This is a genomic window from Marinococcus sp. LNHM4E3-1 (assembly GCF_056034405.1).
Genome location: NZ_JBQLID010000004.1, coordinates 196,062 through 217,938 on the forward strand (window position 1 = coordinate 196,062; position 21,877 = coordinate 217,938).

The 21,877-nt window shown below is 51.2% G+C and carries 22 protein-coding genes; 11 read left to right on the forward strand and 11 right to left on the reverse strand.

From position 1 onward, the window contains the following. Positions 1 to 75: 75 nt before the first annotated feature. Complete coding sequence (locus ACTRXI_RS06115; RefSeq protein WP_474261572.1) at positions 76 to 438, reverse strand: Na-translocating system protein MpsC family protein; 363 nt, start codon at positions 436 to 438, stop codon at positions 76 to 78. 285 nt (positions 439 to 723) lie between these two features. Between ACTRXI_RS06115 and ACTRXI_RS06120 the strand changes: the two genes are divergently transcribed. Then, positions 724 to 1,092 (forward strand): DUF485 domain-containing protein, encoded by a 369-nt coding sequence (locus tag ACTRXI_RS06120; RefSeq protein WP_474261573.1) that lies wholly within the window; start codon positions 724 to 726, stop codon positions 1,090 to 1,092. After that, entirely contained in the window at positions 1,089 to 2,651 is a 1,563-nt protein-coding gene (locus ACTRXI_RS06125) for a solute symporter family protein (protein ID WP_474261574.1), read from the forward strand. Before ACTRXI_RS06120 ends, ACTRXI_RS06125 begins: the two co-directional genes overlap by 4 nt. Positions 2,652 to 2,821: 170 nt before the next feature. On the opposite strand, the gene ACTRXI_RS06130 is transcribed toward ACTRXI_RS06125, so the two are convergent. Then, positions 2,822 to 3,775, reverse strand: a complete 954-nt coding sequence (locus ACTRXI_RS06130; protein WP_474261575.1) for an AEC family transporter — start codon at positions 3,773 to 3,775, stop codon at positions 2,822 to 2,824. 169 nt (positions 3,776 to 3,944) lie between these two features. Continuing rightward, positions 3,945 to 5,438 carry a potassium/proton antiporter gene (locus ACTRXI_RS06135; protein WP_474261576.1) on the reverse strand — a complete coding sequence of 498 codons (1,494 nt, stop codon included), beginning with the start codon at positions 5,436 to 5,438 and terminating at the stop codon, positions 3,945 to 3,947. A gap of 272 nt (positions 5,439 to 5,710) precedes the next feature. On the opposite strand from ACTRXI_RS06135, the gene ACTRXI_RS06140 reads away from it, so the two are divergent. After that, on the forward strand, positions 5,711 to 6,013 hold the full coding sequence (locus tag ACTRXI_RS06140) for a hypothetical protein (RefSeq protein ID WP_474261577.1): 303 nt from the start codon (positions 5,711 to 5,713) through the stop codon (positions 6,011 to 6,013). A 95-nt stretch (positions 6,014 to 6,108) separates the two neighbouring features. Further along, a complete protein-coding gene (locus ACTRXI_RS06145) occupies positions 6,109 to 6,999 on the forward strand; it encodes an alpha/beta hydrolase (protein ID WP_474261578.1) in 891 nt (296 codons plus the stop codon). A gap of 29 nt (positions 7,000 to 7,028) precedes the next feature. On the opposite strand, the gene ACTRXI_RS06150 is transcribed toward ACTRXI_RS06145, so the two are convergent. Next, a complete protein-coding gene (locus tag ACTRXI_RS06150; protein ID WP_474261579.1) occupies positions 7,029 to 7,931 on the reverse strand; it encodes a cation diffusion facilitator family transporter in 903 nt (300 codons plus the stop codon). A gap of 185 nt (positions 7,932 to 8,116) precedes the next feature. On the opposite strand from ACTRXI_RS06150, the gene ACTRXI_RS06155 reads away from it, so the two are divergent. Continuing rightward, positions 8,117 to 9,109 carry an alpha/beta hydrolase gene (locus tag ACTRXI_RS06155; RefSeq protein WP_474261580.1) on the forward strand — a complete coding sequence of 331 codons (993 nt, stop codon included), beginning with the start codon at positions 8,117 to 8,119 and terminating at the stop codon, positions 9,107 to 9,109. A 59-nt stretch (positions 9,110 to 9,168) separates the two neighbouring features. Here ACTRXI_RS06155 and ACTRXI_RS06160 read toward each other — a convergent pair whose 3' ends face one another. Next, positions 9,169 to 10,260 carry a M24 family metallopeptidase gene (locus ACTRXI_RS06160; RefSeq protein WP_474261581.1) on the reverse strand — a complete coding sequence of 364 codons (1,092 nt, stop codon included), beginning with the start codon at positions 10,258 to 10,260 and terminating at the stop codon, positions 9,169 to 9,171. Between the two features lie 211 nt (positions 10,261 to 10,471). Between ACTRXI_RS06160 and ACTRXI_RS06165 the strand changes: the two genes are divergently transcribed. After that, entirely contained in the window at positions 10,472 to 11,032 is a 561-nt protein-coding gene (locus tag ACTRXI_RS06165; RefSeq protein ID WP_474261582.1) for a hypothetical protein, read from the forward strand. 166 nt (positions 11,033 to 11,198) lie between these two features. Here ACTRXI_RS06165 and ACTRXI_RS06170 read toward each other — a convergent pair whose 3' ends face one another. Further along, entirely contained in the window at positions 11,199 to 11,900 is a 702-nt protein-coding gene (locus ACTRXI_RS06170; protein ID WP_474261583.1) for a peptidoglycan-binding protein, read from the reverse strand. Between the two features lie 348 nt (positions 11,901 to 12,248). On the opposite strand from ACTRXI_RS06170, the gene ACTRXI_RS06175 reads away from it, so the two are divergent. Continuing rightward, positions 12,249 to 12,935 (forward strand): DUF2306 domain-containing protein, encoded by a 687-nt coding sequence (locus ACTRXI_RS06175; protein WP_474261584.1) that lies wholly within the window; start codon positions 12,249 to 12,251, stop codon positions 12,933 to 12,935. Between the two features lie 74 nt (positions 12,936 to 13,009). On the opposite strand, the gene ACTRXI_RS06180 is transcribed toward ACTRXI_RS06175, so the two are convergent. From ACTRXI_RS06180 to ACTRXI_RS06200, 5 genes are all read right to left on the reverse strand, one after another. Continuing rightward, positions 13,010 to 14,047 (reverse strand): HD-GYP domain-containing protein, encoded by a 1,038-nt coding sequence (locus tag ACTRXI_RS06180; protein WP_474261585.1) that lies wholly within the window; start codon positions 14,045 to 14,047, stop codon positions 13,010 to 13,012. Positions 14,048 to 14,201: 154 nt separating this feature from the next. Further along, the gene (locus ACTRXI_RS06185; RefSeq protein ID WP_474261586.1) at positions 14,202 to 14,657 is read right to left on the reverse strand and encodes a universal stress protein; all 456 of its coding nucleotides are present in this window, start codon (positions 14,655 to 14,657) and stop codon (positions 14,202 to 14,204) included. A gap of 72 nt (positions 14,658 to 14,729) precedes the next feature. After that, positions 14,730 to 16,286, reverse strand: a complete 1,557-nt coding sequence (locus tag ACTRXI_RS06190) for a CocE/NonD family hydrolase (RefSeq protein ID WP_474261587.1) — start codon at positions 16,284 to 16,286, stop codon at positions 14,730 to 14,732. A gap of 1 nt (position 16,287) precedes the next feature. Then, complete coding sequence (locus ACTRXI_RS06195; RefSeq protein ID WP_474261588.1) at positions 16,288 to 17,127, reverse strand: YitT family protein; 840 nt, start codon at positions 17,125 to 17,127, stop codon at positions 16,288 to 16,290. Positions 17,128 to 17,214: 87 nt separating this feature from the next. Then, positions 17,215 to 18,696: a BCCT family transporter gene (locus ACTRXI_RS06200; protein ID WP_474261589.1), complete on the reverse strand. Its 1,482-nt coding sequence runs from the start codon at positions 18,694 to 18,696 to the stop codon at positions 17,215 to 17,217. A gap of 273 nt (positions 18,697 to 18,969) precedes the next feature. On the opposite strand from ACTRXI_RS06200, the gene ACTRXI_RS06205 reads away from it, so the two are divergent. The 4 genes from ACTRXI_RS06205 to ACTRXI_RS06220 are packed head-to-tail and all read left to right on the forward strand — an operon-like array spanning position 18,970 to position 21,875. Continuing rightward, on the forward strand, positions 18,970 to 19,545 hold the full coding sequence (locus tag ACTRXI_RS06205; RefSeq protein WP_474261590.1) for a GbsR/MarR family transcriptional regulator: 576 nt from the start codon (positions 18,970 to 18,972) through the stop codon (positions 19,543 to 19,545). Beyond that, positions 19,545 to 20,426, forward strand: a complete 882-nt coding sequence (locus tag ACTRXI_RS06210; protein ID WP_474261591.1) for a beta-keto acid cleavage family enzyme — start codon at positions 19,545 to 19,547, stop codon at positions 20,424 to 20,426. The genes ACTRXI_RS06205 and ACTRXI_RS06210 overlap by 1 nt, the downstream gene beginning before the upstream one ends. 17 nt (positions 20,427 to 20,443) lie before the next feature. Continuing rightward, positions 20,444 to 21,415 (forward strand): 3-hydroxyacyl-CoA dehydrogenase NAD-binding domain-containing protein, encoded by a 972-nt coding sequence (locus ACTRXI_RS06215; protein WP_474261592.1) that lies wholly within the window; start codon positions 20,444 to 20,446, stop codon positions 21,413 to 21,415. After that, positions 21,405 to 21,875, forward strand: coding sequence for a thioesterase family protein (locus ACTRXI_RS06220; RefSeq protein ID WP_474261593.1), 471 nt, complete (start codon positions 21,405 to 21,407; stop codon positions 21,873 to 21,875). The genes ACTRXI_RS06215 and ACTRXI_RS06220 overlap by 11 nt, the downstream gene beginning before the upstream one ends. Positions 21,876 to 21,877 lie beyond the last annotated feature (2 nt).

Sequence of the window (21,877 nt, forward strand, 5' to 3'; positions counted from 1 at the left end):
GCAGGTCTTCTTCTTAACTATTTGTATTTATTTTACTTCTATCCAGGCAGCCTGTAAGGAAGGATGTCATATAATCTAACGCGATTTTTCTTCCAGGTAAATAACGGTCGCCGCAGCCCCTGATACAGGATCAAAATCCTTCAATACAGTTCTTACCGGCAAATTCAGCTCCTGGACCAGCAGATGATGCAGCCGCTTCTTGAATTCGTCCACCAGTGCCGCATCCACCTGGCTGGTCAGAGCCTCATTGCGCTGTTCGAGCGCCCGCAGCGCGGGCACTCTTTTATGCTCTCCAAAAATAATACACTTGTGCTGTAACAGCTCGACCTTTAACGTTTTCACCCCAACATCGTACATCTCCTGGTTCACACTGTTGTACAACTGAGCAATTTGCTGCTTGATCCATTTTTCACTTTCAAACTGTTTTTCCCACACCATTACCCCGTCCTTTCGTTCATGACTTATTATAACGAATAACGCGGTCTTAGCCTATTTTCATGAAAGATTTTTGTCGCCGGAATTATTAACTAGGAGTTTCGAACTAATTTATGTTTCTAACCTACTGTTATGCAACAATTTTGGATTTTTTCTGACATTTTCGATTGACGGAAGCGCTTTCATATTATAAGTTTAATTTGTCTCCTTCCTTTCTGCTGCATGTCGTTTCTGTCGATACTCTTACCTTACGCTAATTGAACTTTATTTGAAAAAGGAGGAAAAAATATGCCTGTCGAAAAAGAGTCTGATGCAACCAACGAAACCTTTACCTCTGGCGGCGGAGTAAAATATTCCGAAGCTGTGGAAAACCCTAAGTTTAAAAACCTCATGTCGAAAAAAAGAAAATTTATTGCGCCCTTAACGGTGTTCTTCCTGCTATTTTACCTGGCTCTTCCGGTTTTAATTCTTACCTCGGACGTGCTGAACAATTCGGCAATCGGACCAATCACCTGGGCCTGGATTCTCGCTTTTGCGCAGTTTGCCATGACCTGGACACTCTGTATTCTTTACGTACGTAAATCCGCCAAATTCGATAAAGACGCCGAAGCTATCATCGAAGAAGAAGAACGCAAAGCTAAGGGGGATCATTCATGAATGCAACAGTCATAATCCTATTTCTTGCAATAGTCAGCCTCACCCTCGTCATTACGTACTTTTCAGCGAAAAAAACCAGCTCGGCCAGTGACTTCTATACAGCCGGCGGCGGACTGACCGGCTGGCAGAACGGCCTTGCGATTTCAGGGGACTACTTATCAGCTGCTTCCTTTCTCGGGATTGCCGGTGCCATCGCCCTATACGGCTTTGACGGTTTTCTTTTCAGCATCGGTTACTTAGTTGCTTACCTTGTCGTTATGTTTGTGGTCGCTGAACCGCTTCGTAACCTTGGCCAGTTTACGCTTGCTGACATGCTGAATGCGCGTTTCGATGCGAAAAAAATCCGCGGGGCAGCGGCATTTAGTACAATCACCATTGTCATTTTCTACATGATTGCCCAGCTCGTAGGGGCAGGAGCTTTAATTCAACTGCTGTTTGGCATCCCTTACATTTGGGCCGTTATTCTCGTAGGTGTCATGATGACCACATACGTGCTGTTTGGCGGCATGACTGCCACCAGCTGGGTACAGATCACAAAAGCTGTACTACTTATGATTGGTACACTGATTATTTCCATCATGGTTCTTTGGCAGTTTAACTTTAACGTCATTGCTATGTTCCGGGAAGCAGGACAGGCTACACCTGCCGGAACCAATTTCCTGAATCCGGGACAGCAGGATAACCTGCCGCTTGATTCACTGTCTCTCATGATTGCACTCGTACTTGGTACAGCCGGTCTTCCACACATTCTCATGCGCTTTTTCACTGTTAAAGATGCGAAAACAGCGCGGAGCTCGGTTGTTACAGCTACTTGGATTGTTGGTATCTTTTATCTCTTAACCGTCTGCTTAGGCTTTGGCGCAGCGATTTTTGTCGGTCGAACAGAAATCATTGATGCCAACCCGGCCGGTAACATGGCTGCACCGCTTCTTGCCCAGGCGCTCGGCGGCGATCTGCTGTTCTCCTTCGTCTGTGCCGTAGCATTTGCGACTATTCTCGCCGTGGTAGCAGGCCTCGTGCTTTCCGGAGCCAGTGCCTTCGCCCACGACCTGTACGGACAGATCATTAAAAAAGGGAAAGTATCCGAACGCGAGCAGGTAGTCGCAGCCCGTACTGCTTCACTGACAGTGGCTATTCTCTCCATTGCGCTTGCGATCTTTGCGCAGAACTTAAACGTAGCCTTTCTTGTGGCACTCGCCTTCTGTGTAGCCGCCAGTGCGAACCTCCCGGTTATTGTGTACACAATTTACTGGAGACGTTTCAATACGAACGGCGCTATTACAGCGATTGCAGTCGGTCTTATCAGCGCAGTCGGCCTGGTTGCCATCAGCCCGAACGTTATGAACCCTGACGGCAGCGCATTTATTGCCGCCGAGGCGATCTTCCCGCTCACCAACCCGGCGATCGTATCCGTACCGCTCGGCTTTCTCGGCGGCTGGATCGGCACGCTTGTTTCCAAAGAGTCGAGATCCGGACGCTACGACAAAGTGCTTTTCAAAGCCAACACCGGCTACCGCGAATACGACCTGCAGGGTCGCGCCATCAAAAAAGACGAATAGCACGAATACAAAAAAGCACCGGAGCAGCCGCTCCGGTGCTTTTTTACGCTCAATATTTCTCATTCTTTTGAAATAAGCTGGCTTTCAGTTTACAAATTTAAAAATATGTTAACTAAAACTTTAACCAGTTCTCCTCTATAAAAAAACCGAAGCACCCAGGATGCTTCGGCTTATCCGGCGATATGCTGCGCGATAAACACGGTGACCGGTAAAAGAAGCAGGCTGATGACCGTTGTGGCAATCAGTGCCACGATACCAAGCTGCTTGGAGCCGCCGTGAATGTAGCGCTCAAATAATACAGTTGCCAGTGTAAAGGTGGGCATCGACGCCTGCACGATAATAATTTTACCGAGAAGCGCCGGAATCGGCAGCAGCCATACCAGAAGACAGGCCGCAGCCGGCACGGCGAATACCTTCACGAGTACGGCTGTACCCATAAACCGCTTGTACCCGGTCTTCACCATTTTCCAGTTCGCAGACGTAATCGTCGGAATCAAAAGCCCGATCAGAATCATCGCAAGCGGCGCGGCCAGCCCCGAAATGGTGTTTACCGTTTCGAGAAAAATCATCGGAAGCATAATACCGGCGGAGGCAAGCAGCACCGAACTGACAAGCGTCAAAAATGGCGTATTTAAAATGGCTGTCAGCTGCCGGAACGAAAAGCGTCCCGGCTTCAGCAGCAGAATACCAATAGTGAACACACTCGTCATGGTCCCGGCATCATACACCGCCGCGTACGACCCGGCTTCTGTTCCAAACAAAATTGTAATGAGCGGAATGCCGATAAACCCGGTATTGCCGCACCCTGACACGATCGCAAGCTGGCGGGCTTCCATGTCAGTATAATGAAACGAGCGCCCAATCGAATAGCCAAGAGCCATCCCGGTCCACGTAAGCCCGAGCGCGCAAGCATAAACCATAGCAAATGACGCCCAGGTGGAGCTGTTGAATTCGAGCTGAAAAATGCTGTATACGACTACAGCCGGAAGTGCGAAATTAATAGCCACAAAGGAGATAAAACGGCGCGTTTCCACCGATACATCGATCATTTTAGAGGTAACAAGACCGATCACCACCATCACGGCCATCATAAACACCGGCGTAATTATATCAATAATAGACATCCGTCTCGCCTCGGTTCTTTCATTATTTTCCTGAAGCTGCACGTGTTCTATCTTAATACAAATCAGTAGGATTGAAAACGAATGAAAGCTTGCTGTATCAATAAATTATATGCAAACGCTTCCCCTATACCAAAAAAAGCTGCCCTCCAGGCTGGAAGGCAGCGGTCCGTTACGGGGAGGTCTTAGGTTCAGGGTGCTTCTTGCGGTTGAGCAGCCGACGCAGATCGTCCTTTTGCTGTCTGGAAACGAGAATGTACAGAAAATCTCCTTCCTGGATCTCAGTATTACCGCCCGGGGTGACGAGTTCATTATTTCGCACCATCGCGCTTACGGTCGCATCATTTGGAAAATTGATTTCATACAGCTGTTTCCCTACAATCGCCGATTCCTCACTCGCTTCAAACTGCACCATTTCCGCATTCGCCGAGCCCATGCTGACGAGCTCGATGGAATGGTACGGTATTTCTTTTTTCGGCCCGACCAGATGGAGAAGCTTCGCCACATAGGAGATGCTTGAGCCCTGGATAAGCGCGGACGTCAACACGATAAAAAATACGAGGTTAAAAATCAGCTGGGCATTATCGAGACCGGCGACCACGGGAAACGTTGCAAGTACGATCGGCACCGCTCCGCGCAGGCCCGCCCAGGAGAGAAACGTTCGCTCCTTCATCGTATAGCCGAGAAATGCCGTAGATATAAAAACGGCAAGCGGCCGTGCGATAAACATTAGAACAAAGGAGAGCGCAATGCCGGCAAGCATCACGTCTGCCGTAAATACCTGACCCGGAAAAGCAAGCAGACCAAGAATAATAAACATCAGAATCTGGCTCATCCAGGCGAACCCTTCATTAAATTGAAAGATCGAGTAACGGAACGTCAGCTCAGAGTTGCCGATGACAAGCGCAGCTATGTATACTGCCAGAAACCCGCTCGCTCCAACAGCCGCTGTCACGCTGTAGGCCAGAAGCGCAAAGGCCACCGAAAAGATCGGATACAGACCACTGGATTCAAGACCGATATGATTGATCGAAAACGAAGCGAAGCGGCCAAACAGCAGTCCTAAAACAATGCCTGCCCCGATCTGCCAGAAAAATGACGGAATGAGCATCCAGATGTTGGCATCCATGTTTGTGAGCAGTTCAATAAAAGATATCGTTAAAAAAACAGCCATCGGGTCGTTCGTTCCCGACTCGGCTTCAAGCGTAGCTCCGAGCTTGGCTTTAATATTTCGTTCCTTCAGGGCAGCGAAAACGGCCGCCGCATCGGTCGAGCCGACAATCGAGCCGAGAAGAAGCGCTTCATACCAGGTAAAGTCGAGCAGCAGATATGCCATGCCTCCTACGCATAAGGAGGTAATCACCACGCCCGCGGTAGCAAGCGAAATCGAAGGCACCGCCACCCGGCGCACAGTCGCCCATTTTGTCTGCAGGCCACCCTCAAACAGAATAATCACAAGGGCAAATATACCGACCAGCTGGGCTACTTCAGCATTATCAAAATAAATAATTTCCAGGCCGTCGCTTCCGATCAGCATGCCGATCAGAATAAACAGCACGAGGGCAGGCAGACCGAGCCGGTTCGAAAATTTAGCAACAATAACTCCGGCCACCAGCAGTAAACCGACAAGCAGAACGGCCCCATCGTTTGCTTCCAAAAAGTCCAATATGTTTCGTTCCTTTCATGACACATACCCTGCATGCGTTATGTTTTATAGTTTTACGGTGAATTAATAGGAGAGCATTCAAGCCGACTGTGGAGAAGAAGGCCGCTGAATAAAACGAGGAAAATGGTACATAATAATATACTCTTTTTATCTTAACATTGATTTTTTATTCTCCATAGCGATCAGCCCTTTTGCGTTTTCATGCGTAACGAAACCTTTTACAGGGAAAAGACGTATAGTGGTAAACGCACATCAAAAGGAGGCAACCATTCATGGAAGTATCCCGAATACTCAAATGGGTCACTGGCGGGATCGAACTGTTTCTCGGTATCCCAATTATAGGCGGGCTCATTATTATCAGTACAGGCTATGTGCCGCTGAATATTATGCTTGTTGTCCATATTATCGCTCTTATCGCGTCCATTTATGACAAACAAAAGAAAACAGGCAACATACTCGGCATTATTACGTCCGTCGTCGCCTATATCCCGGTTGTCGGTATGTTTATGCACATTCTCACCGGCATCTGGCTGCTTGTTGAAGCCTTTGGACCTCAGCGCGAGAAAGAAATTTAAAGCGGGGCACGCCTTAAACGGGCGTGTCCTGTTTATTTCTGCCTGAAAACAGGAATATGATTGTTAATACTTTTCAGGAAAGGAAGCAGTTACTTATGACCAAATGGAAAACGTCTACGCAGGCAGCCATGCTGCGCTCTTTTCAAAAACGCGTCAGTCAGCAGTCCCAGTCGTATATTACCCCGCCGCCGGCTGATTCGGTCAGCACCTCCTCGTATCTGGTCGAAACGACACCTGGAGCCACACCGGTACATATTTATTATCCGATTGCGGACGTTTCCAAAAAACTTCCGGTATATATCAACCTGCACGGAGGCGGCTTTGTGATGGGCAGTGCCAGCGAAGACGCGGGCTGGTGCAAATATATTGCCGCTGAAGTGCCGTGTGTGGTGGTAAACATTGACTACCATTTGGCGCCGAAGACCCGCTTCCCGGCCCCGGTGCTTGAAGTATTTGAAATTGTCGAATGGCTGACAGCCCATGCCGGGCGCCTGTCGCTGCAGATGGATAACTACGTGCTCGGCGGCCACAGCGCCGGAGGCAACCTTGCCGCCACAGCGAGCATGATGCTGCGTGATACCGGCCACAGGCTCCCGAAGCTGCAGATTCTTGATTATCCGGTTCTGGACCTGCAGACGGATCCTTATGAGAAGCCGGCTTATTCGACCGCCATTCCGCCGTACATTGCGCAGATTTTCAACGACAGCTACCTGCAGACACCGCAGGATGCCCGTCACCCCTACGTCTCGCCATTATATGCTGAACAACTCGAAGGCCTGCCTCCGGCGCTTGTTATCACTGCTGAATATGATTCGCTCGCCCGGGAGGCGACGCAATATGTAAGTCGCCTGGAAAAAGCAGGCGTCGCTGTGCAGCATTATCCTTTTTCTACGACCAGCCACGGATTTACCCATATGGGAAATGAAGAAACCGCACTTGAGGCGTGGGCGACAATCATTCACGCACTCAAACGTGCCTTCAAATAAAATAAACCGCCCTTCACGGGGCGGCTTTTTTAGTTACATATCGTGTCTTCGCAGATTTCGCGGTTTTCCATGTCGATCTGGATGGTCGTATGGTGGATGCCGTGCTCCCTGTGCAGCAGCTCGTTGGCATTTTTCAGCGTTTCCTGCTGGCTCGTGCCCTCTTCAACGACCAGATGGCAGCTGAGCGCCGGGAAGTCTGACGTAATCGACCAGACATGCAGATCGTGCAGATCCTTGACGTGCTCGACAGTGAGCAGATGTTCCTTTATCTGCTTCGTGTCGATTCCCTCCGGCGTGCCTTCCATGAGCACGTGCACCGAATCCCGCAGCACCCGGAGACCGCTGATGAAAACAAGCACCGCAACGACCATGCTTGCGATCGGGTCCGCAAGGCTCCAGCCAAACAGCATGATTAAAATCGCAGCTGTAATGGCACCGACCGAGCCGAGCAGGTCTCCCATAACGTGGAGAAACGCACTCCGGACATTTAAATTTTCGTGATTATCCCCGCTGTGAAGAATGCGGGCCACAACAATATTAACGATCAGGCCGACAGTGGCCACGATCAGCATCCCTGTGCTCACCACGGACGGCGGATCCATTAAACGATGAATGCCTTCATACGTAATATATACAGCAATCACCATCAGCGCGAGACCGTTGATAAACGCAGCCAGCACTTCAAACCGCCGGTAGCCGTAAGTTTTCGAAGAGGTCGCGCTCCGGCTGCCGTACCATATTGCTGCAAAGCTGAGGCCGAGCGCTGCTGAATCACTCAGCATATGCCCTGCGTCAGAAAGCAGTGCCAGACTATTCGTCCACAGGCCTCCAATCACCTCAACGACCATGAAAACAGTAATTAAAATAAATGACCATTTCAGGGCCGTCTGGTTTGTCGTTCCGTGATCATGGCTGTGCCCTTCATGTGCCATAATGTCTCCTCCCTGTTTCTTTACCTTTTATATTCAAATCATCTTTTGATTATATTATACCACTTCCACTCTTTTATTCAAACATTCTTTTGAATAATAAAATGTATAAATTTTTCTTTAAAAGGGAATACAGTACCGTACGTAGAAGTTAACGTTTACAAAACCCACACAAGGAGAAGATGTTTATGCACAAACTCGTCAAACAGGCAGGCCTTGGCGCCTGCGGACTAATCGCTGCAGCAGCTGCCTATGCATTCTTTTCACCGCGGCCGGCTGCGTGGTATGTAAAGCAGGCCTTCAAGGGCGGCCTCGAAACCGAAGCGCCCGACTTTGCCGAAGCAGCCGAAAAAACGGTACAGTATAAGGATATTGACTACGAATCCCAATACCGTAACGGACGGCTTGATATTATTTTGACGACGAAAAAAGAAGAAAAAACGCCGGTTATTTTTTGGATGCACGGCGGCGCCTACGTCGCAGGCGACAAGCAGGATGCTTCCAAATACGTGACCTATCTGGCTGCCTCCGGCTATAATGTGATCAACATTAATTACGCACTCGCACCGGCCGCCGCTTACCCGGCGCCATTAATCCAGCTCGATGAAGCGTACCGCTATATTAAACGGCACGCCGATGAGTATGGGATCGATCTGACCAATATTTTTTTCGCCGGCGATTCTGCCGGGGCACAGATCGTCTCCCAGTATGCGGCCATCCAGCTGAACGAGGGGTACTCCCCTTGGGTGCCGGTAAGGCGGCATATTGATCCGCTTTATATTAAAGGGGTACTGCTGTTCTGCGGCCCGTACGACCTTCGCCAGATCGCCGGCGCACCGCTCGGCTGGTTCAACCGCTTCCTGTTCAAGCGCATCGGCTGGGCATACATCGGCACTTACAACTGGGAGGAAGCTCCCGCGCTTACGGAAATATCGATGCTCCAGCGTCCACCGGAAAAATTCGCGCCTACGTTTATTACAGACGGCAATAAAAACTCCTTCGACACCCAGGGGCGCCGGCTTGCTGCCCTGTTAAGCCGCCGCGTGCCTGTTCGGGATATCTTTTACGATAAGGATGAAACGCCGGTCGAACACGAATATCAATTTATCATGGATAAGCCTGCCGCCCGGCAGACGTTCCGTTCCCTGACTGCTTTTATTGATACGTACAGCCGTACGTAAACGACGAAAAGGGCCTGCTGCGCATACATGCGCTTCAGGCCCTTTTTCTGCGCCGGCTGTTACACGTCCAGCAGCGTCCCGAGACGATTCATAATTTCCCCGCCTTGTTCGCCGACAATCACGTCGTCCTCGAGACGAATGCCGCCCCATCCTTCAATATACATACCCGGCTCAATGGTGAGTACCATCCCGGCTTTAAGAAGCTCGTCGTTTTCGCTATGAATCGATGGCGCCTCGTGCACGTCCATACCGAGACCGTGACCGACGCGGGTGATGAAATAATCGCCATACCCGGCTTCTGTAAGTACGTCCCGCGCGGCTTTATCCACGTCCCCGATTCGTCCGCCGTCCCGGCACGCCTCTATCGCTGCTGTTTTCGCCTCCGACACAATCTCAAGACGCTCCCGGGTAATTTCATCGGCTCCGCCAAACACCCAGGTGCGAGTCATGTCGGAGCAGAAGCGTCCGTAGCGGGCACCGAGATCCACCAGAATCAGGTCTCCCTTTTGCAGCCGGACTTCTGACGGAACGCCGTGCGGAGAGGCGCTTTTTTCTCCGAACAGGACGATCGTATCAAAAGCCGCACCGTCCGCTCCCTGCTTTTTCATTACCTCTTCAAGCTGATGAACGACCTCCCGTTCAGTCACTCCTTCCCAAAGCCCTTCCGCAACGGTTTCAAGCGCCCGTTCAGTAATATCCACTGCGTGCTGAATCTGCTTCAGCTCCTCCGATGATTTCACCTGGCGGCTCTGCATAATCACCTGCTCAAAATCTGTATAGCGGACTCCCGGATAAATCTGCTGCAGCTTTTCGAACCGGGCCACAGATAAATGATTTTTCTCCACTGCGATCCGGACAGGATTCGGCATTTGTTTATGAAGTGCTTTTTTCACGCTTTCCCACGGGTCCTCGCTGTCTGTGTAGGTAACAATGCTTCCATCCCATCCGCTTTTTTCCACCAGCGCCTTTTCCATTCCCGGGCAGACAATCAGAGGCTCTCCCTGCTGAAAAAGGAGAAGCATTAAAAGCCGTTCATGCGGGTCTGTGTAAAAGCCGCTTGCATAGTAAATATCAGCCGGATTCGTGATAACGGCTGCGTCCTCCTCGCGTTCTATTAACGATCTCGTCCATGCTTCAATTACCGCATTCATTTTTTGGCCTCCTTTTTCTTTAGTATCGCACAATTTTTTAGATACTTTCCAGCCGTTCCTTGTTTTGTCCAAGGTTTGCCTGGAGGCAAAGACGGGAAATAATGACAACGATAAGTGAAACAATGCCCTTTTTGAATGCGTAGACATACATAGATAAACAGCGTGGTGGTTTCGCGCATACCGCGCAAACCATGAAGGGGGGACAGCATCTATGCAGAACCAGGAATGGATCTTTAACGATATACTTTTCTTTTCCTCCCACAATTCAGTTCCAGTCTACAACCACGGAGGGGAAACGGTCGGCCTTCTTGAACGGGCCGACGCCACATCCATCGACGTTAACACCGATCATATGCGTACCGGGGACGCTTACCGGTTTAAAGATACGCACGGCCGAACGCGGATGGCCATGGGTGTAAAAAAAGGCAAGATGCACCGGCGCCTCCGCTATCATTATATGTTTCAGCCATGCAGCGAAAAAGAAGAAATTGAGCTGCGTGATCAAATATTTTTCCCTTACTTTCGTTTTCATGTAAAGGGACGCGTGAATGATGAACAGCTCGAAATCTACCAGACCCGCCACGAACAACTAATTGTACGGTGCGAAAAAGTAACTGTCGCTACGATCACCTTTAAAAATTCCGGATGGAAGGTCTCGGCCTCCGTTAATAAAATCCAGGATTCCTGCGTAACAACTCCGGAATTTCTCACCCTCGCCTACTGCATGTTCCGCTTGAACGACTTTGAATCCTCCGATATTAAAACGCTGTAAGCAAAGCCCACAACAGAGAATTTTCTTCATTAATATAAGATTGACGCACGTCCCTATACGAAGGCTGTTTAACAGGAGCACTGAACGGTGCTCTTTTTTATAGCTTCAGACATATTAAAAAACCCGCCTTCCATTGTTGGGAAGACGGGTTCTGTTCGTTTATTGATTAGTCTACTACTGTTACTTCTACGTCCTGACGCCCGAATTCATAAGCGTCCGATTTTGTTGGTACGTGAATGTCGATGCGGTCGTTATTGATGGCACCGCCGGTATCGGCTGCTTCATACGTGCCCATGCCTTCAACCTTCACGGTGGAGCCAAGCGGGATCACGTCCGGGTCTACGGCAATAACATTAGCGTCGCGGTCGTTGTTCAGGTTTTTGCCTGTAGCGGTAATACCACTGCAGCCGGCACATTCAGCCGTGTAAGCGGTAGCTTCCATCGTCATGGTGTCGCCGCCTGTGCTGGCGTCACTGCTTGTCGATTCTTCCGAAGAGCTGCTGCTTTCGCTTTCTGAGGAGCTGCCTTCAGAAGATTCGGATGTGGAAGCTCCTTCCACTGCTTCGCCGCCGTCCACGTCATCAAGTGCCGCGCGGGTGTTCGGCCCGATAATGCCATCCACGGTCAAGCCCTGATCACGCTGGAAGCTGCGTACGGCGCTGTCCGTGATCGGGCCGTAGATGCCGTCGACGGCGTAGTCGTAATAGCCTTCATCCTCGAGGACGGACTGTGCTTCGGATACATCGTCCCCGCGGTCCCCTTTATTTAATAGGTCTGCTGCGTCCGACACGGCCGGTGCTGCTGCAAGAAGTCCCGTTCCGAGTGCGAAACCACCGGCCCACTTCATCGATTGACGTACAGAAAACATATATGAATACCCCCAACTGTTTGAATTTCTCTCACAGCAAGAACTATAACGGACCACCATGGGGGTCTTCAAGCTTATTAGTTAATTGTAATTACATTGTAATTTCTATGTAATTATTACTAATGCATGATAAATTCCCGTAACAAAGCCTCTGTTTTTTCGGATATTCATGAATTTCCCGGGCAGAACGGCTTAGAGACATTCTTCTCTTTGCTATTCGTTCCGGGTGGTGCCGTTACCATATTACAAAAGCTTTTTAAGTCTGTTACAGGAATTCTGCTTTTTTTCACGAAAGTAGTAAATAAACGGCACGGGGATTCTCAAACTAAACCGAAGGGGTGCTTCGGCATGTTTACTGGCAGCCTGATTGTCCATATCACTGCAGGGTTTCTGGCTCTCGGCGTGTTTTGGATACCGTTGGTTACGAAAAAAGGAGGGCGCACGCACAGGCGCGCAGGATGGATATTCGTTTTTGCTATGATGACTGTCGCTTTTACCGCCTTTCATCTTTCCTTTTACCCTTTGTTTGTCTCTAGCGGCCGCACACCCGGCGAAGATGCCTTTTCCTACTTTCTCTTATTTATCGCTGTATTGAGCATTGCCACTGCCTGGCACGGCATGAGAGTGCTTCGTTTCAAAAAACGAAAAGCGATTCATCGTCACCCTGTCGATATCGGCATTTCCTTCCTTCTTCTCGGTTCCGGACTGGCAGCCTGCCTATACGGCTTCGTGCAGGGCATTGCTCTCATTACCTACTTTCCCCTCATCGGTATCGCTCTTGGCAGTCTGCAGCTGTACTACTGGCTTCGTCCCCCGGCCGAACGAATGCACTGGCTTTACGAACATTTAGGCAGTATGATCGGCTGCTCCATTGCCACGATTACGGCTTTCACGGTGTTCGGGGCACCGCAGCTGTTAAACATCGAGGAAGTATCGTTATTCATCTGGCTGCTCCCGACATTTTTACTGGTGCCGTTAATTATCGGCTTCACCAGGTACTACCAGCGGAAATACAGCCCTCCCGTCAGCAAATGACTGCTTGTACCTCTGCCGGCAGAAACGCCGGGGTGCTATTCCCAAATAAAAAAGCTGATCCTGTAAAGAATCAGCTACTGCTCTGTTTGTTGTCTGATCAGCATGCGCCTGATGCGAAGCGTGCGGTTTGTCGGCACGTAAAATACCTTAGCCGAGCCCTCTTCCTTCAAAAGAGGAAAGGTCGGAAGCTTATCATCAATCTTAATAATGGTAGCAGTGCGTCTGTCTGTGAGCTCCACCGTAGCTCCCAGCGGAAAAATTTCCAGGGTTTCACACAGCCTGGCCACATATTTCACGTCCACGCTCTCCTCCTGCAGAATAATCCGAATGGCTTTATGGGGACAAACTGCATTTCTGTACGGCCGGTCGAGCGACAGCGCGGAATATATATCCAATACGCCAATCAGGCGTGCCTGCTGCGATATCTCATTTCCCGCAATACCATAGGGATATCCCCTGCCGTTTAAACGCTCATGATGATCACGAGCCATCACCGCAATATTTTCCGAAAATTTAAACTCTTTAAGCAATTCGTATCCGGCCGACGGATGGGTCTGAACCATCGCCATTTCAGAGCCGTTCAGGGCACCTTTCTTCCATAGTATCTCCTGTGGCATCTTCAGCTTCCCCGCATCATGAAGAAGACAGCCGACTGCAAATTCACGCACATTTGGAAAACCAGATTCGCGGGCCAGCAGGGCCCCTAAAATAAATACATCAAACGAATGCTGGTACGTGTATGGATCCCAGTCCTGCAGCTTATCCATCAGCGCCTTCACCTTCGGTTCCTTTATAATGGTACAAAATAAATTTTCCAGCCATTCATAGTGCTCCAGGTCATTCAGTGCAAAACCGAACCGGTATTCGTTGCCGAGGCCGATCACGTTTTCCAAAAACAGGCGTTTTAACTCCTGTTCACTCATCTGCGCTCCTGTTTCCACTGGTTCGTTACCGTGTTGAATTTCCACTGCTTCAATGCCCCACCTGTGCAGCCTGTCGATCCATTCCTTCGTTAATACCTTTCCTTTTTTTAACGCCAGGGTGCTTCCTTTGTATACATCCTCTCCCAACACGTCTTCAGGTCGTAAGTCTTTGATCAGCCTCTCCGTCATGATCTCCACCGCCCGTCCTCGTATTTATTTGTCATTTAGTATTCAGCTGCATATTAGGTATATATTCACACTACTTTAGTTTGTTATTAAAATCAATATATAATATGCAAATTATTCCATAAAAAAACTGGAAGCTCCCGGCTTCCAGTACATACTACTTTTCTTCTTTACTGTCCACGATCAATATATCGCAGCTGGCCGAACGGACGACGGCTTCCGAGAAGCTGCCCATCAGCGTGCGGTCCATTTTATTCTTGCTCGTCTGCGGAAGCAGCACCAAATCAATCTGATAGTCCGGCACTACCTTCTGCAGCAGCGTCTGCGTCGGAGCCCCGTGCTCCACAATCAGCTTCGCATCGAGCTTCCCGTGCCCGTGAGACTCTGCTTTCTGCTTCACGGTGTGAAGCGTTTCCTCTGCTTCTTTTTCCGCCTTTTTTAAAACATCTGATCCGTATTGGGCAAACGGGCCATAGCCTTTTTCCTCAACCATAGATGCCAGATAAAGCTTTGCTCCGTGAAGTTCGGCCAGTTGGCAGCCTTTTTGTACGACATGCTCCGGCACGCCTGCCGTCGGATGCACGCCGATTAAGATGTTTTTGTATAGTTCCATATTTATACGCCTCCTTATTAAGTATATGGAATGCGTAATATGACTATTCCCATCTACCTGAAAATGTATGCATCAATTCGGAAAAACGGGAGGCCCTCCAGCCGTTATACGCAGCTGCGAATCTCCATTAACCTCCACCCAGATACTGTCACGCCAGCTTTCAATACGGGGAAAACTGCTCAAATATATTTCCATACGCAGGCGGTTCCCCGCCGAAAGCCGGTATGCGGTTCTGCCGATATCAATGACCCGCTTTCCTGCCGCTTCCGGCTGCGCCTCCACGGTATCCACGACGTTCCATGCACTTCCGTCCGGCTGAACTTCGCTTATCCGCAGGCCAATCGGAATGTCCGGTCGGCTCGCATTCATCGAAAGACGCGCCTGCACGGTGCCAAGTATTTCCCAGTCTTCCTGCAGTGGTTCGCTCGTATAAACCAACACGTCGCTCCGCGCCTGTATCACCTGCTGATCAAAGCTTCCTGCCGGAAATCCGCTCATTAAAATATTCCCGCCGCTCGTCGGTACCGGGTGATCCGGATCATGCTCCACCCGGATATTGGATGCCTGCCCCGGAGATTTTCCGGAAAGCAGGCCGGCAGCGTTCAGGTAAAATGTCTTCTCCGGCTGCCCCTCCGGTATTTCCGTTCCGTTTCTCCATTCGCCGGCGTGCATGACGTAATAATGCACCGGGTCTCCGGATGGTGTTTTTTCATCCTTCAGCCAGCGGTCAAACCACTGCAGAAACAACGCGGTACGATCCACCTGCGCATCAGGAAAAAACACGTTTCCCGCCTGGCCGCTCTGATCTTCATGCGTCCATGGCCCGATCCAGAGCTCCGAGGGACCAGCCGTTCTCTCATATAAATCAATGGTTTCCTCAAGAAAGCAGTCATACCACCCGGCAAGAAACAACGCCGGCGCTTTAATGCTGTCCGGGGCTGCCTGCATGCGCTGCCTGGTGTCTTCAGAAGCCTTTCCGAGCAGAAAGTCGTTATAGTACACCGGCAGGCCGGCCACTGTAACCGGGGGCCACATGAGCGGTTCCCCTTTCCCGAGCCAGGCCGGCAGTTCTTCAAGATATCCGCTGATACGAGCCGGTCCTTCAGGACCCTCCAGCCGCTCCAGGTGATCCGGAAGCATCGATTCAGCGACCCATGTCTGCCATTTGCCGATTTCAAACACGCCCCGGTCTCCACGCATCGCGCTCCAGCCGTCCGCAAATGCCATCACCGGTGCTATTGCCTCAAGCGACGGCGGCTGAACGGCCGCCGCTGCCACCTGGGTAAAGCCGTGATACGACATGCCGATCATGCCGACACGCCCGTTCACCTCCGGGAGGCGCGCTGCCCATTCCACCGAATCATATCCATCTTCGGCTTCATATATAAACGGATAGAATTCTCCCTCCGAGGCAAACCGGCCGCGTACGTCCTGAATAACGACCACGTATCCGGATGCTGTCAGTCGTTCCACATCCACAAATGTGTCCCGGTAATGACGGGTCGTTTTGTCATACGGAAGCCGGAGCAGAAGCGCCGGCCAGCTTCCGGTCCCGTCTGGGCGGTACACGTCTGCGCGCAGCACGGTGCCGTCGCGCATCCGGCCCTCCACCTGCTTTTCGATACGCATGCTACGAGCGCACTTCCTCATGGCCGATCGAAAACGTTCCGCCCGATACGTCCTTGACGTTATGGACGACGATGAACGCATTCGGATCCACTTCTTTAATAACCCGTTTCAAACGAAGCAGACGGTGCGAATGGATAACAATATACAGCACCCGGCGCTGCTCCTTCATATATTCTCCCCGGCCGTCAAAAACGGTCGCACTCGAGGCAAGCTCCTTCGTAATACGCTCCGAAATCTGTTCGGAATACGGCGATACCACATTGAGCGCTTTTTTCGAATCAAAGCCGCCGAGCACAAAGTCAGTGACGACCTTTCCAATATAAAGCGTAATCAGAGTATACATCGTAGATACCGGCCCGATAATGAAAATCCCTGCAATTACGACGAGCGCGTCCAGGACGAGCGTCATGCCGGTCAGGTCCCAGCCAAGCTGCTGGTTAAAGGCACGGGCGATAATGGACGTGCCGCCAACAGAGCTTCCGGCCTGATAAATAAAACCAAAGCCGACACCGGTAATCGCCCCGGCGAAAATCGCAGCAAGCAGCGGATCCTCCATTGGCTGGGCATACATGCCTTCAAAAATCCAGATGAACACTGAAAACAGTGCCACGTTAAAAATCGTTTTATACACCATGTGGCGCGGCAGATAACGAACTCCGACCCCAAGCAGAAGAATAAAAATAATCGGTGTTGAAATACTCGGCGAAATGTCGAGTCCGTAATAAATTAACAGGGACATCCCGACGATGCCGCCCTCGGCAATGGAGTTTGGCATCGCAAGCTGCGTCACCGCGAGCGCAAACAGCAGCGTGCCGATAATAATGTACATTATATTTTTCATACGTTCTTCCCCCCATACATATTTTCAGACAAAACTATATTATAACGTAAAAAAGAGCAGGAACGCAGCCTGCGTTCCTGCCCGCGCTTATTTGCCGCGTTTTTGGTCGAGATTTAAGGTCTTGACAATGCCCACGCACATTAAAATAACAATAACTGAAAGCGGCAGCGCACTGACCACGATGGCAGTCTGGAAGGCGCTCAAGCCGCCAACCACTAATAGAATTGCGGTGACGGAGACGAAGAATACGCCCCACATAATTTTTATCGATACCGGCGGGTTCAGGCTGCCCCCGGTTGTCTGCATCCCGAGCACAAACGTCGCAGAGTCGGCCGTGGTTACGAAAAAGATCGTCACCACGATGATGGCAAACACGGACATAATGCCTCCGAGCGGATACGTCTCAAGCACGTAGAACAGCGCTGTTTCGAGCGACTGCGATGATACCTCACGTCCTTCAAACAGCTCGAGGAAAATCGCGCTTCCGCCAAGCGTGCTGAACCAGAAGAACGAAACAATCGACGGCACGAGCAGCACCCCGGCCATAAATTCACGAATTGTCCGTCCCCTTGAGATCCGGGCAACGAACATACCGACAAACGGTGTCCACGAAATCCACCAGGCCCAGTAGAAGACGGTCCAGTTTTGGGTCCATGCTGCTTCCTGCTCATCAATTGGATCCATGCGCAGCCCCCATCCGAGGAAGTTCTGGACGTAATCCGACAGACCGGAAGCAAACATGTTAATTAAAAAGAGCGTCGGTCCGGCGATCAGCATAAACAGCAGCAGGATGCCGGTCAGGCTCAGGTTGATGTTACTTAAATATTTAATGCCGCGCTGGATCCCCGTGCTTGCTGACGTCACGAAGATAATCGTCACAATCGTCATGATGATGAACTGCACGCCGAGATTGTACGGCACGCCGAAAATAAACTGAAGGCCGGCGTTAATCTGCTGGGAGCCTAGTCCAAGCGAGGCAGCAACTCCGAACAGTGTAGCAAAAACAGCAATGATATCGACAACGTTCGCGACCGGTCCGTACGCATATTTTCCGAGCACCGGCCGGAGCGTCGTGCTCATCAGCCCCGGAGCCTGATAGCGGAACTGCTGCAGAGCGAGCGCCAGCGCCACCAGCGCATAGATCGCCCAGGCATGCAGTCCCCAGTGAAGCCACGTCGAGGAAACGCCCCGGATGGCATCACTTTCCGCGCCGCCCTCGCCGTTTGGCGGGCTCGAGAAGTGCCCGATCGGCTCGGACACACCGTAAAACAGCAGCCCGATTCCGATACCGGCAGAAAACAGCATCGTAAACCAGGTGAGCCGGTTAAACTCCGGCTTTTCGTCCGGCTTTCCGAGCCGCACCTTTCCGTATTTACTGAAGCCCAGATAAACGGCGAAAATTAACAGAAGCGTCACTAAAATCTGAAAATACCAGCCAAAATGCACAAATACAAACGCCTGGGCAGCAGTCATTGCTGCTTCAAGCTGCGCTGTAAAAAATACGCCGAATGCTAAGAATAGTAGGATAAGAACGATCGACACTTTTAACACAGTCGTCATTTTTCTCATTATGTATGTACCTCCTCCATAGTCTTTCCGCTGCAGTCGTTCACAACGTCCTTTATTATAGAGAAAGCCCTCTGAAAAGAAAAAACGCGTAAGCCGTCAAAAACCCGTGTAAAATCTATGCAATTTTTATTGCACAGAGTTTATGATTCATTATCTTATATTTCCTTCCTTTCTCGCCCTCAGTGACCCCAACCTGCATTTTTGTCTTTTTTTTGAAACGTGATACAGTTAGACGCGTGGAAAACAGAGAAAGCTTTATAAAGGGGGAGCGCCATGAGTGCCTCAGGGGATAAAAACCAGCTGCTTGAACAATTGAATGAAACCGAACGGCAGATTGCCGACCGCATTTCCGACAATATGAATACGTTCGGCGTATCATCGACGATCGGCCGGCTGCTCGGCATTATTTACATGAACCGCGAGCCGATGACGCTCGATGACCTGGCCGAAGCAACCGGAATGAGCAAGACCCGGATGAGCCAGGTGATGCGCCAGATGATTTCGTTAAACATTGCCGAAAAAGAGCACGTAAAAGGCAGCCGCAAGGAGCATTATAATGTGGAAAACGATTATGTGCAGACGTTTGTGTCCCTGTTTACGACAAACTGGCGGGAAGTGATCAGCAAAAACCGGCAGTTTGCCAACAAGCTGCAGCGCGAAATCGATGAGGTCGCTGCTGCAAGCGATGGTTCAGCGGAGGTAGACCAAAAAATTGCCGAGCTCCGCAAAGAGCTCGACGAATGGGTCGCGTATTATAACTGGATCAGCCGTCTCGTTGAATTTTTCGAAAGCGGAGATATTTTCGACGCTGTTCCAATAGAGAGAAACGATAAAGGAGAAGATAAATAATGGGTCAAAAAACAATCATTACAAGCGCCGTCACCGGCGCCGGAGAAACGACAAACAAAAGCAAGCATGTGCCGGTCACGCCGGAAGCTATCGCCCGTGACGCCATCGAAGCAGCCAAAGCAGGAGCCGCGGTCGCACACATTCACGTCCGCGATCCGAAAACAGGGGCCTACAGCTTTGACCCCGCCCTCTTCCAGGAGGTCGTGGAACGCGTCCGCGAAAGCGAAACCGACGTGGTGTTAAACCTCACAGCCGGGGGCGGCGGCGATTTTGTGCCCGATCAGAAGCACCCGGCCACCGGCGGTGACGGCACGTTTGTGCAGACCCCGGAGGAGCGCCATCTCCCCGTGGGGAAATTCCTCCCCGAGATTTGCACCCTTGACTGCGGCAGCCTGAACTTCGGCGACCAGGTGTATCTCGGTCCGGCCGGCTGGCTCCGTGAGCAGGCATCGCTGATCCAGCAAAGCGGCGTGAAGGCGGAAATGGAGTGCTTTGATACCGGTCACGTCCGCTTTGCCAACCAGCTCGTTCGCGAAGGCCTCGTAGACGGCGACCCGCTCTATCAGTTCTGCCTCGGCATTCCGTGGGGCGCGGAAGCAGACGCGGAAACGATGCTTCACATGAAGCATCACCTGCCGGAAGGCGCCAACTGGTCGGCGTTTGGCATCGGCCGCATGCAGATCCCGATGGTCGCCCAGGCAGCCCTTCTTGGCGGGAATGTCCGCGTCGGCCTCGAGGACAATCTTTATCTCGAAAAAGGCGTGCTCGGCACGAATGCCCAGCTCGTCGACAAAGCTGTGCAGCTGCTGCAGACGCTGAACGTAGAACCAATGACCCCGCAGGAAGCGCGCGATACGCTCGGCCTGACGAAACAATCTTAAATTTTTAGGAGGACCTCATGAATCCCACAACAACTACTATTGCCGTCGTCGGAACCGGCGTGATCGGCAACGGCTGGATCGCCCGTTTCCTCGCGCACGGCTTTCACGTTATTGCCTGCGACCCGGCGGACGGCGCCGAAGAAAAAACCCGCAGCACTGTTACATCGCTTTGGCCGAAGCTGAAGGAAAACGGCATGCACGACGATGCCTCCATCGATAAGCTTACATTTACGACTGACATTTCAGACGCTGTGTCAGACGCTGCCCTTATTCAGGAAAATGTGCCTGAACGCGAAGACATTAAACGAAGCGTGCTCGCCCAGATTGATGCACACGCGCCAGCCGAAAGCATAATCGCTTCAAGCACGTCCGGCTACAAGCCGACGACGCTTCAGACCGACTGTACCCGCCATCCGGAGCGCGTCATCGTCGCCCACCCGTTTCACCCCGTCTACCTGCTTCCGCTTGTGGAGCTTTCCGGCGGCGAGCAGACGACAGGTACCGAAATGACACGCGCCCAGGAAATATATGAGCTTGCCGGCATGAAGCCGCTTGTCATGAAGGGCGAAGTGGACGGCCATATCGCCGACCGGCTGATGGAAGCCCTCTGGCGGGAAGCCCTTCATATTGTGAACGACGGCCATGCCACCACCGAAGAAGTCGACAAAGCGATTGTCTACGGCGCCGGTCTCCGCTGGGCACTCATGGGACCGTTTTTGACCTTCCATCTGGCCGGCGGTGACAAAGGCATGACCCACATGCTCGAACAGTTCGGTCCGGCCCTGAAAGCACCGTGGACCAGTCTCGAAGCCCCGGAGCTCACTCCTGAATTGAGCGAAAAAGTGATCGAGGGCACAAAGGAACAGTCCGGGGATAAAAGCGTCGCCGAGCTTGAAGAGCGCCGCGATGAATTTCTTTTAAAGCTCATGAACCTGCTGCACGATGGCAGCTACTGGCCGGCAGAAAAGGTGCACAGCCATGACAAATAACCATACAGTCTGGAACGGCCGCGTAGAAAAGGAATGGGTGGACTATAACGGACACATGAATGACGCCGCTTACGCTTTAGTTTTCAGCCGGGCCCTCGACGCGCTGCTTGAAGACGCAGGCCTGACTGCCCGCTTTATCGAACAGGAGCAGTACACCGTATTTACCCTCGAAACGCACCTGATGTATCTGGCGGAGGCCCATCAGGATCAGCCGCTCGCCGTATCAGCGGCGGTCCTTGATCAGGACGCCAAGCGGCTGCATCTGTGGTTTGAGATGCTTGACGCTAAAAATGAAACAATCGCTACGAGCGAACAAATGGTGATGGGAATGGATCAGTCCGCCGGACGGCCCGCCTCGTTTCCCGAAACGCTTCAGCAGGGGTTTGCCGGCGTTCCGGTCCTCCCTCCGGATAACTGGCCGGCTAAAGCCGGACGCTCCATTGGAATTAAACGAAAATAATG

Excerpts from the sequence above, each read along its gene's own strand:
- ACTRXI_RS06185 (WP_474261586.1), bottom strand. The coding sequence starts at position 14,657 with ATGGAACTATACAAAAACATCTTAATCGGCGTGCATCCGACGGCAGGC.
- ACTRXI_RS06165 (WP_474261582.1), top strand. The coding sequence starts at position 10,472 with ATGCAGAACCAGGAATGGATCTTTAACGATATACTTTTCTTTTCCTCC.
- ACTRXI_RS06205 (WP_474261590.1), top strand. The coding sequence starts at position 18,970 with ATGAGTGCCTCAGGGGATAAAAACCAGCTGCTTGAACAATTGAATGAA.
- ACTRXI_RS06190 (WP_474261587.1), bottom strand. The coding sequence starts at position 16,286 with ATGCGTATCGAAAAGCAGGTGGAGGGCCGGATGCGCGACGGCACCGTG.
- ACTRXI_RS06220 (WP_474261593.1), top strand. The coding sequence starts at position 21,405 with ATGACAAATAACCATACAGTCTGGAACGGCCGCGTAGAAAAGGAATGG.
- ACTRXI_RS06125 (WP_474261574.1), top strand. The coding sequence starts at position 1,089 with ATGAATGCAACAGTCATAATCCTATTTCTTGCAATAGTCAGCCTCACC.
- ACTRXI_RS06145 (WP_474261578.1), top strand. The coding sequence starts at position 6,109 with ATGACCAAATGGAAAACGTCTACGCAGGCAGCCATGCTGCGCTCTTTT.
- ACTRXI_RS06180 (WP_474261585.1), bottom strand. The coding sequence starts at position 14,047 with ATGACGGAGAGGCTGATCAAAGACTTACGACCTGAAGACGTGTTGGGA.
- ACTRXI_RS06175 (WP_474261584.1), top strand. The coding sequence starts at position 12,249 with ATGTTTACTGGCAGCCTGATTGTCCATATCACTGCAGGGTTTCTGGCT.
- ACTRXI_RS06215 (WP_474261592.1), top strand. The coding sequence starts at position 20,444 with ATGAATCCCACAACAACTACTATTGCCGTCGTCGGAACCGGCGTGATC.
- ACTRXI_RS06210 (WP_474261591.1), top strand. The coding sequence starts at position 19,545 with ATGGGTCAAAAAACAATCATTACAAGCGCCGTCACCGGCGCCGGAGAA.
- ACTRXI_RS06155 (WP_474261580.1), top strand. The coding sequence starts at position 8,117 with ATGCACAAACTCGTCAAACAGGCAGGCCTTGGCGCCTGCGGACTAATC.
- ACTRXI_RS06170 (WP_474261583.1), bottom strand. The coding sequence starts at position 11,900 with ATGTTTTCTGTACGTCAATCGATGAAGTGGGCCGGTGGTTTCGCACTC.
- ACTRXI_RS06200 (WP_474261589.1), bottom strand. The coding sequence starts at position 18,696 with ATGAGAAAAATGACGACTGTGTTAAAAGTGTCGATCGTTCTTATCCTA.
- ACTRXI_RS06195 (WP_474261588.1), bottom strand. The coding sequence starts at position 17,127 with ATGAAAAATATAATGTACATTATTATCGGCACGCTGCTGTTTGCGCTC.
- ACTRXI_RS06120 (WP_474261573.1), top strand. The coding sequence starts at position 724 with ATGCCTGTCGAAAAAGAGTCTGATGCAACCAACGAAACCTTTACCTCT.
- ACTRXI_RS06150 (WP_474261579.1), bottom strand. The coding sequence starts at position 7,931 with ATGGCACATGAAGGGCACAGCCATGATCACGGAACGACAAACCAGACG.
- ACTRXI_RS06160 (WP_474261581.1), bottom strand. The coding sequence starts at position 10,260 with ATGAATGCGGTAATTGAAGCATGGACGAGATCGTTAATAGAACGCGAG.
- ACTRXI_RS06115 (WP_474261572.1), bottom strand. The coding sequence starts at position 438 with ATGGTGTGGGAAAAACAGTTTGAAAGTGAAAAATGGATCAAGCAGCAA.
- ACTRXI_RS06130 (WP_474261575.1), bottom strand. The coding sequence starts at position 3,775 with ATGTCTATTATTGATATAATTACGCCGGTGTTTATGATGGCCGTGATG.
- ACTRXI_RS06140 (WP_474261577.1), top strand. The coding sequence starts at position 5,711 with ATGGAAGTATCCCGAATACTCAAATGGGTCACTGGCGGGATCGAACTG.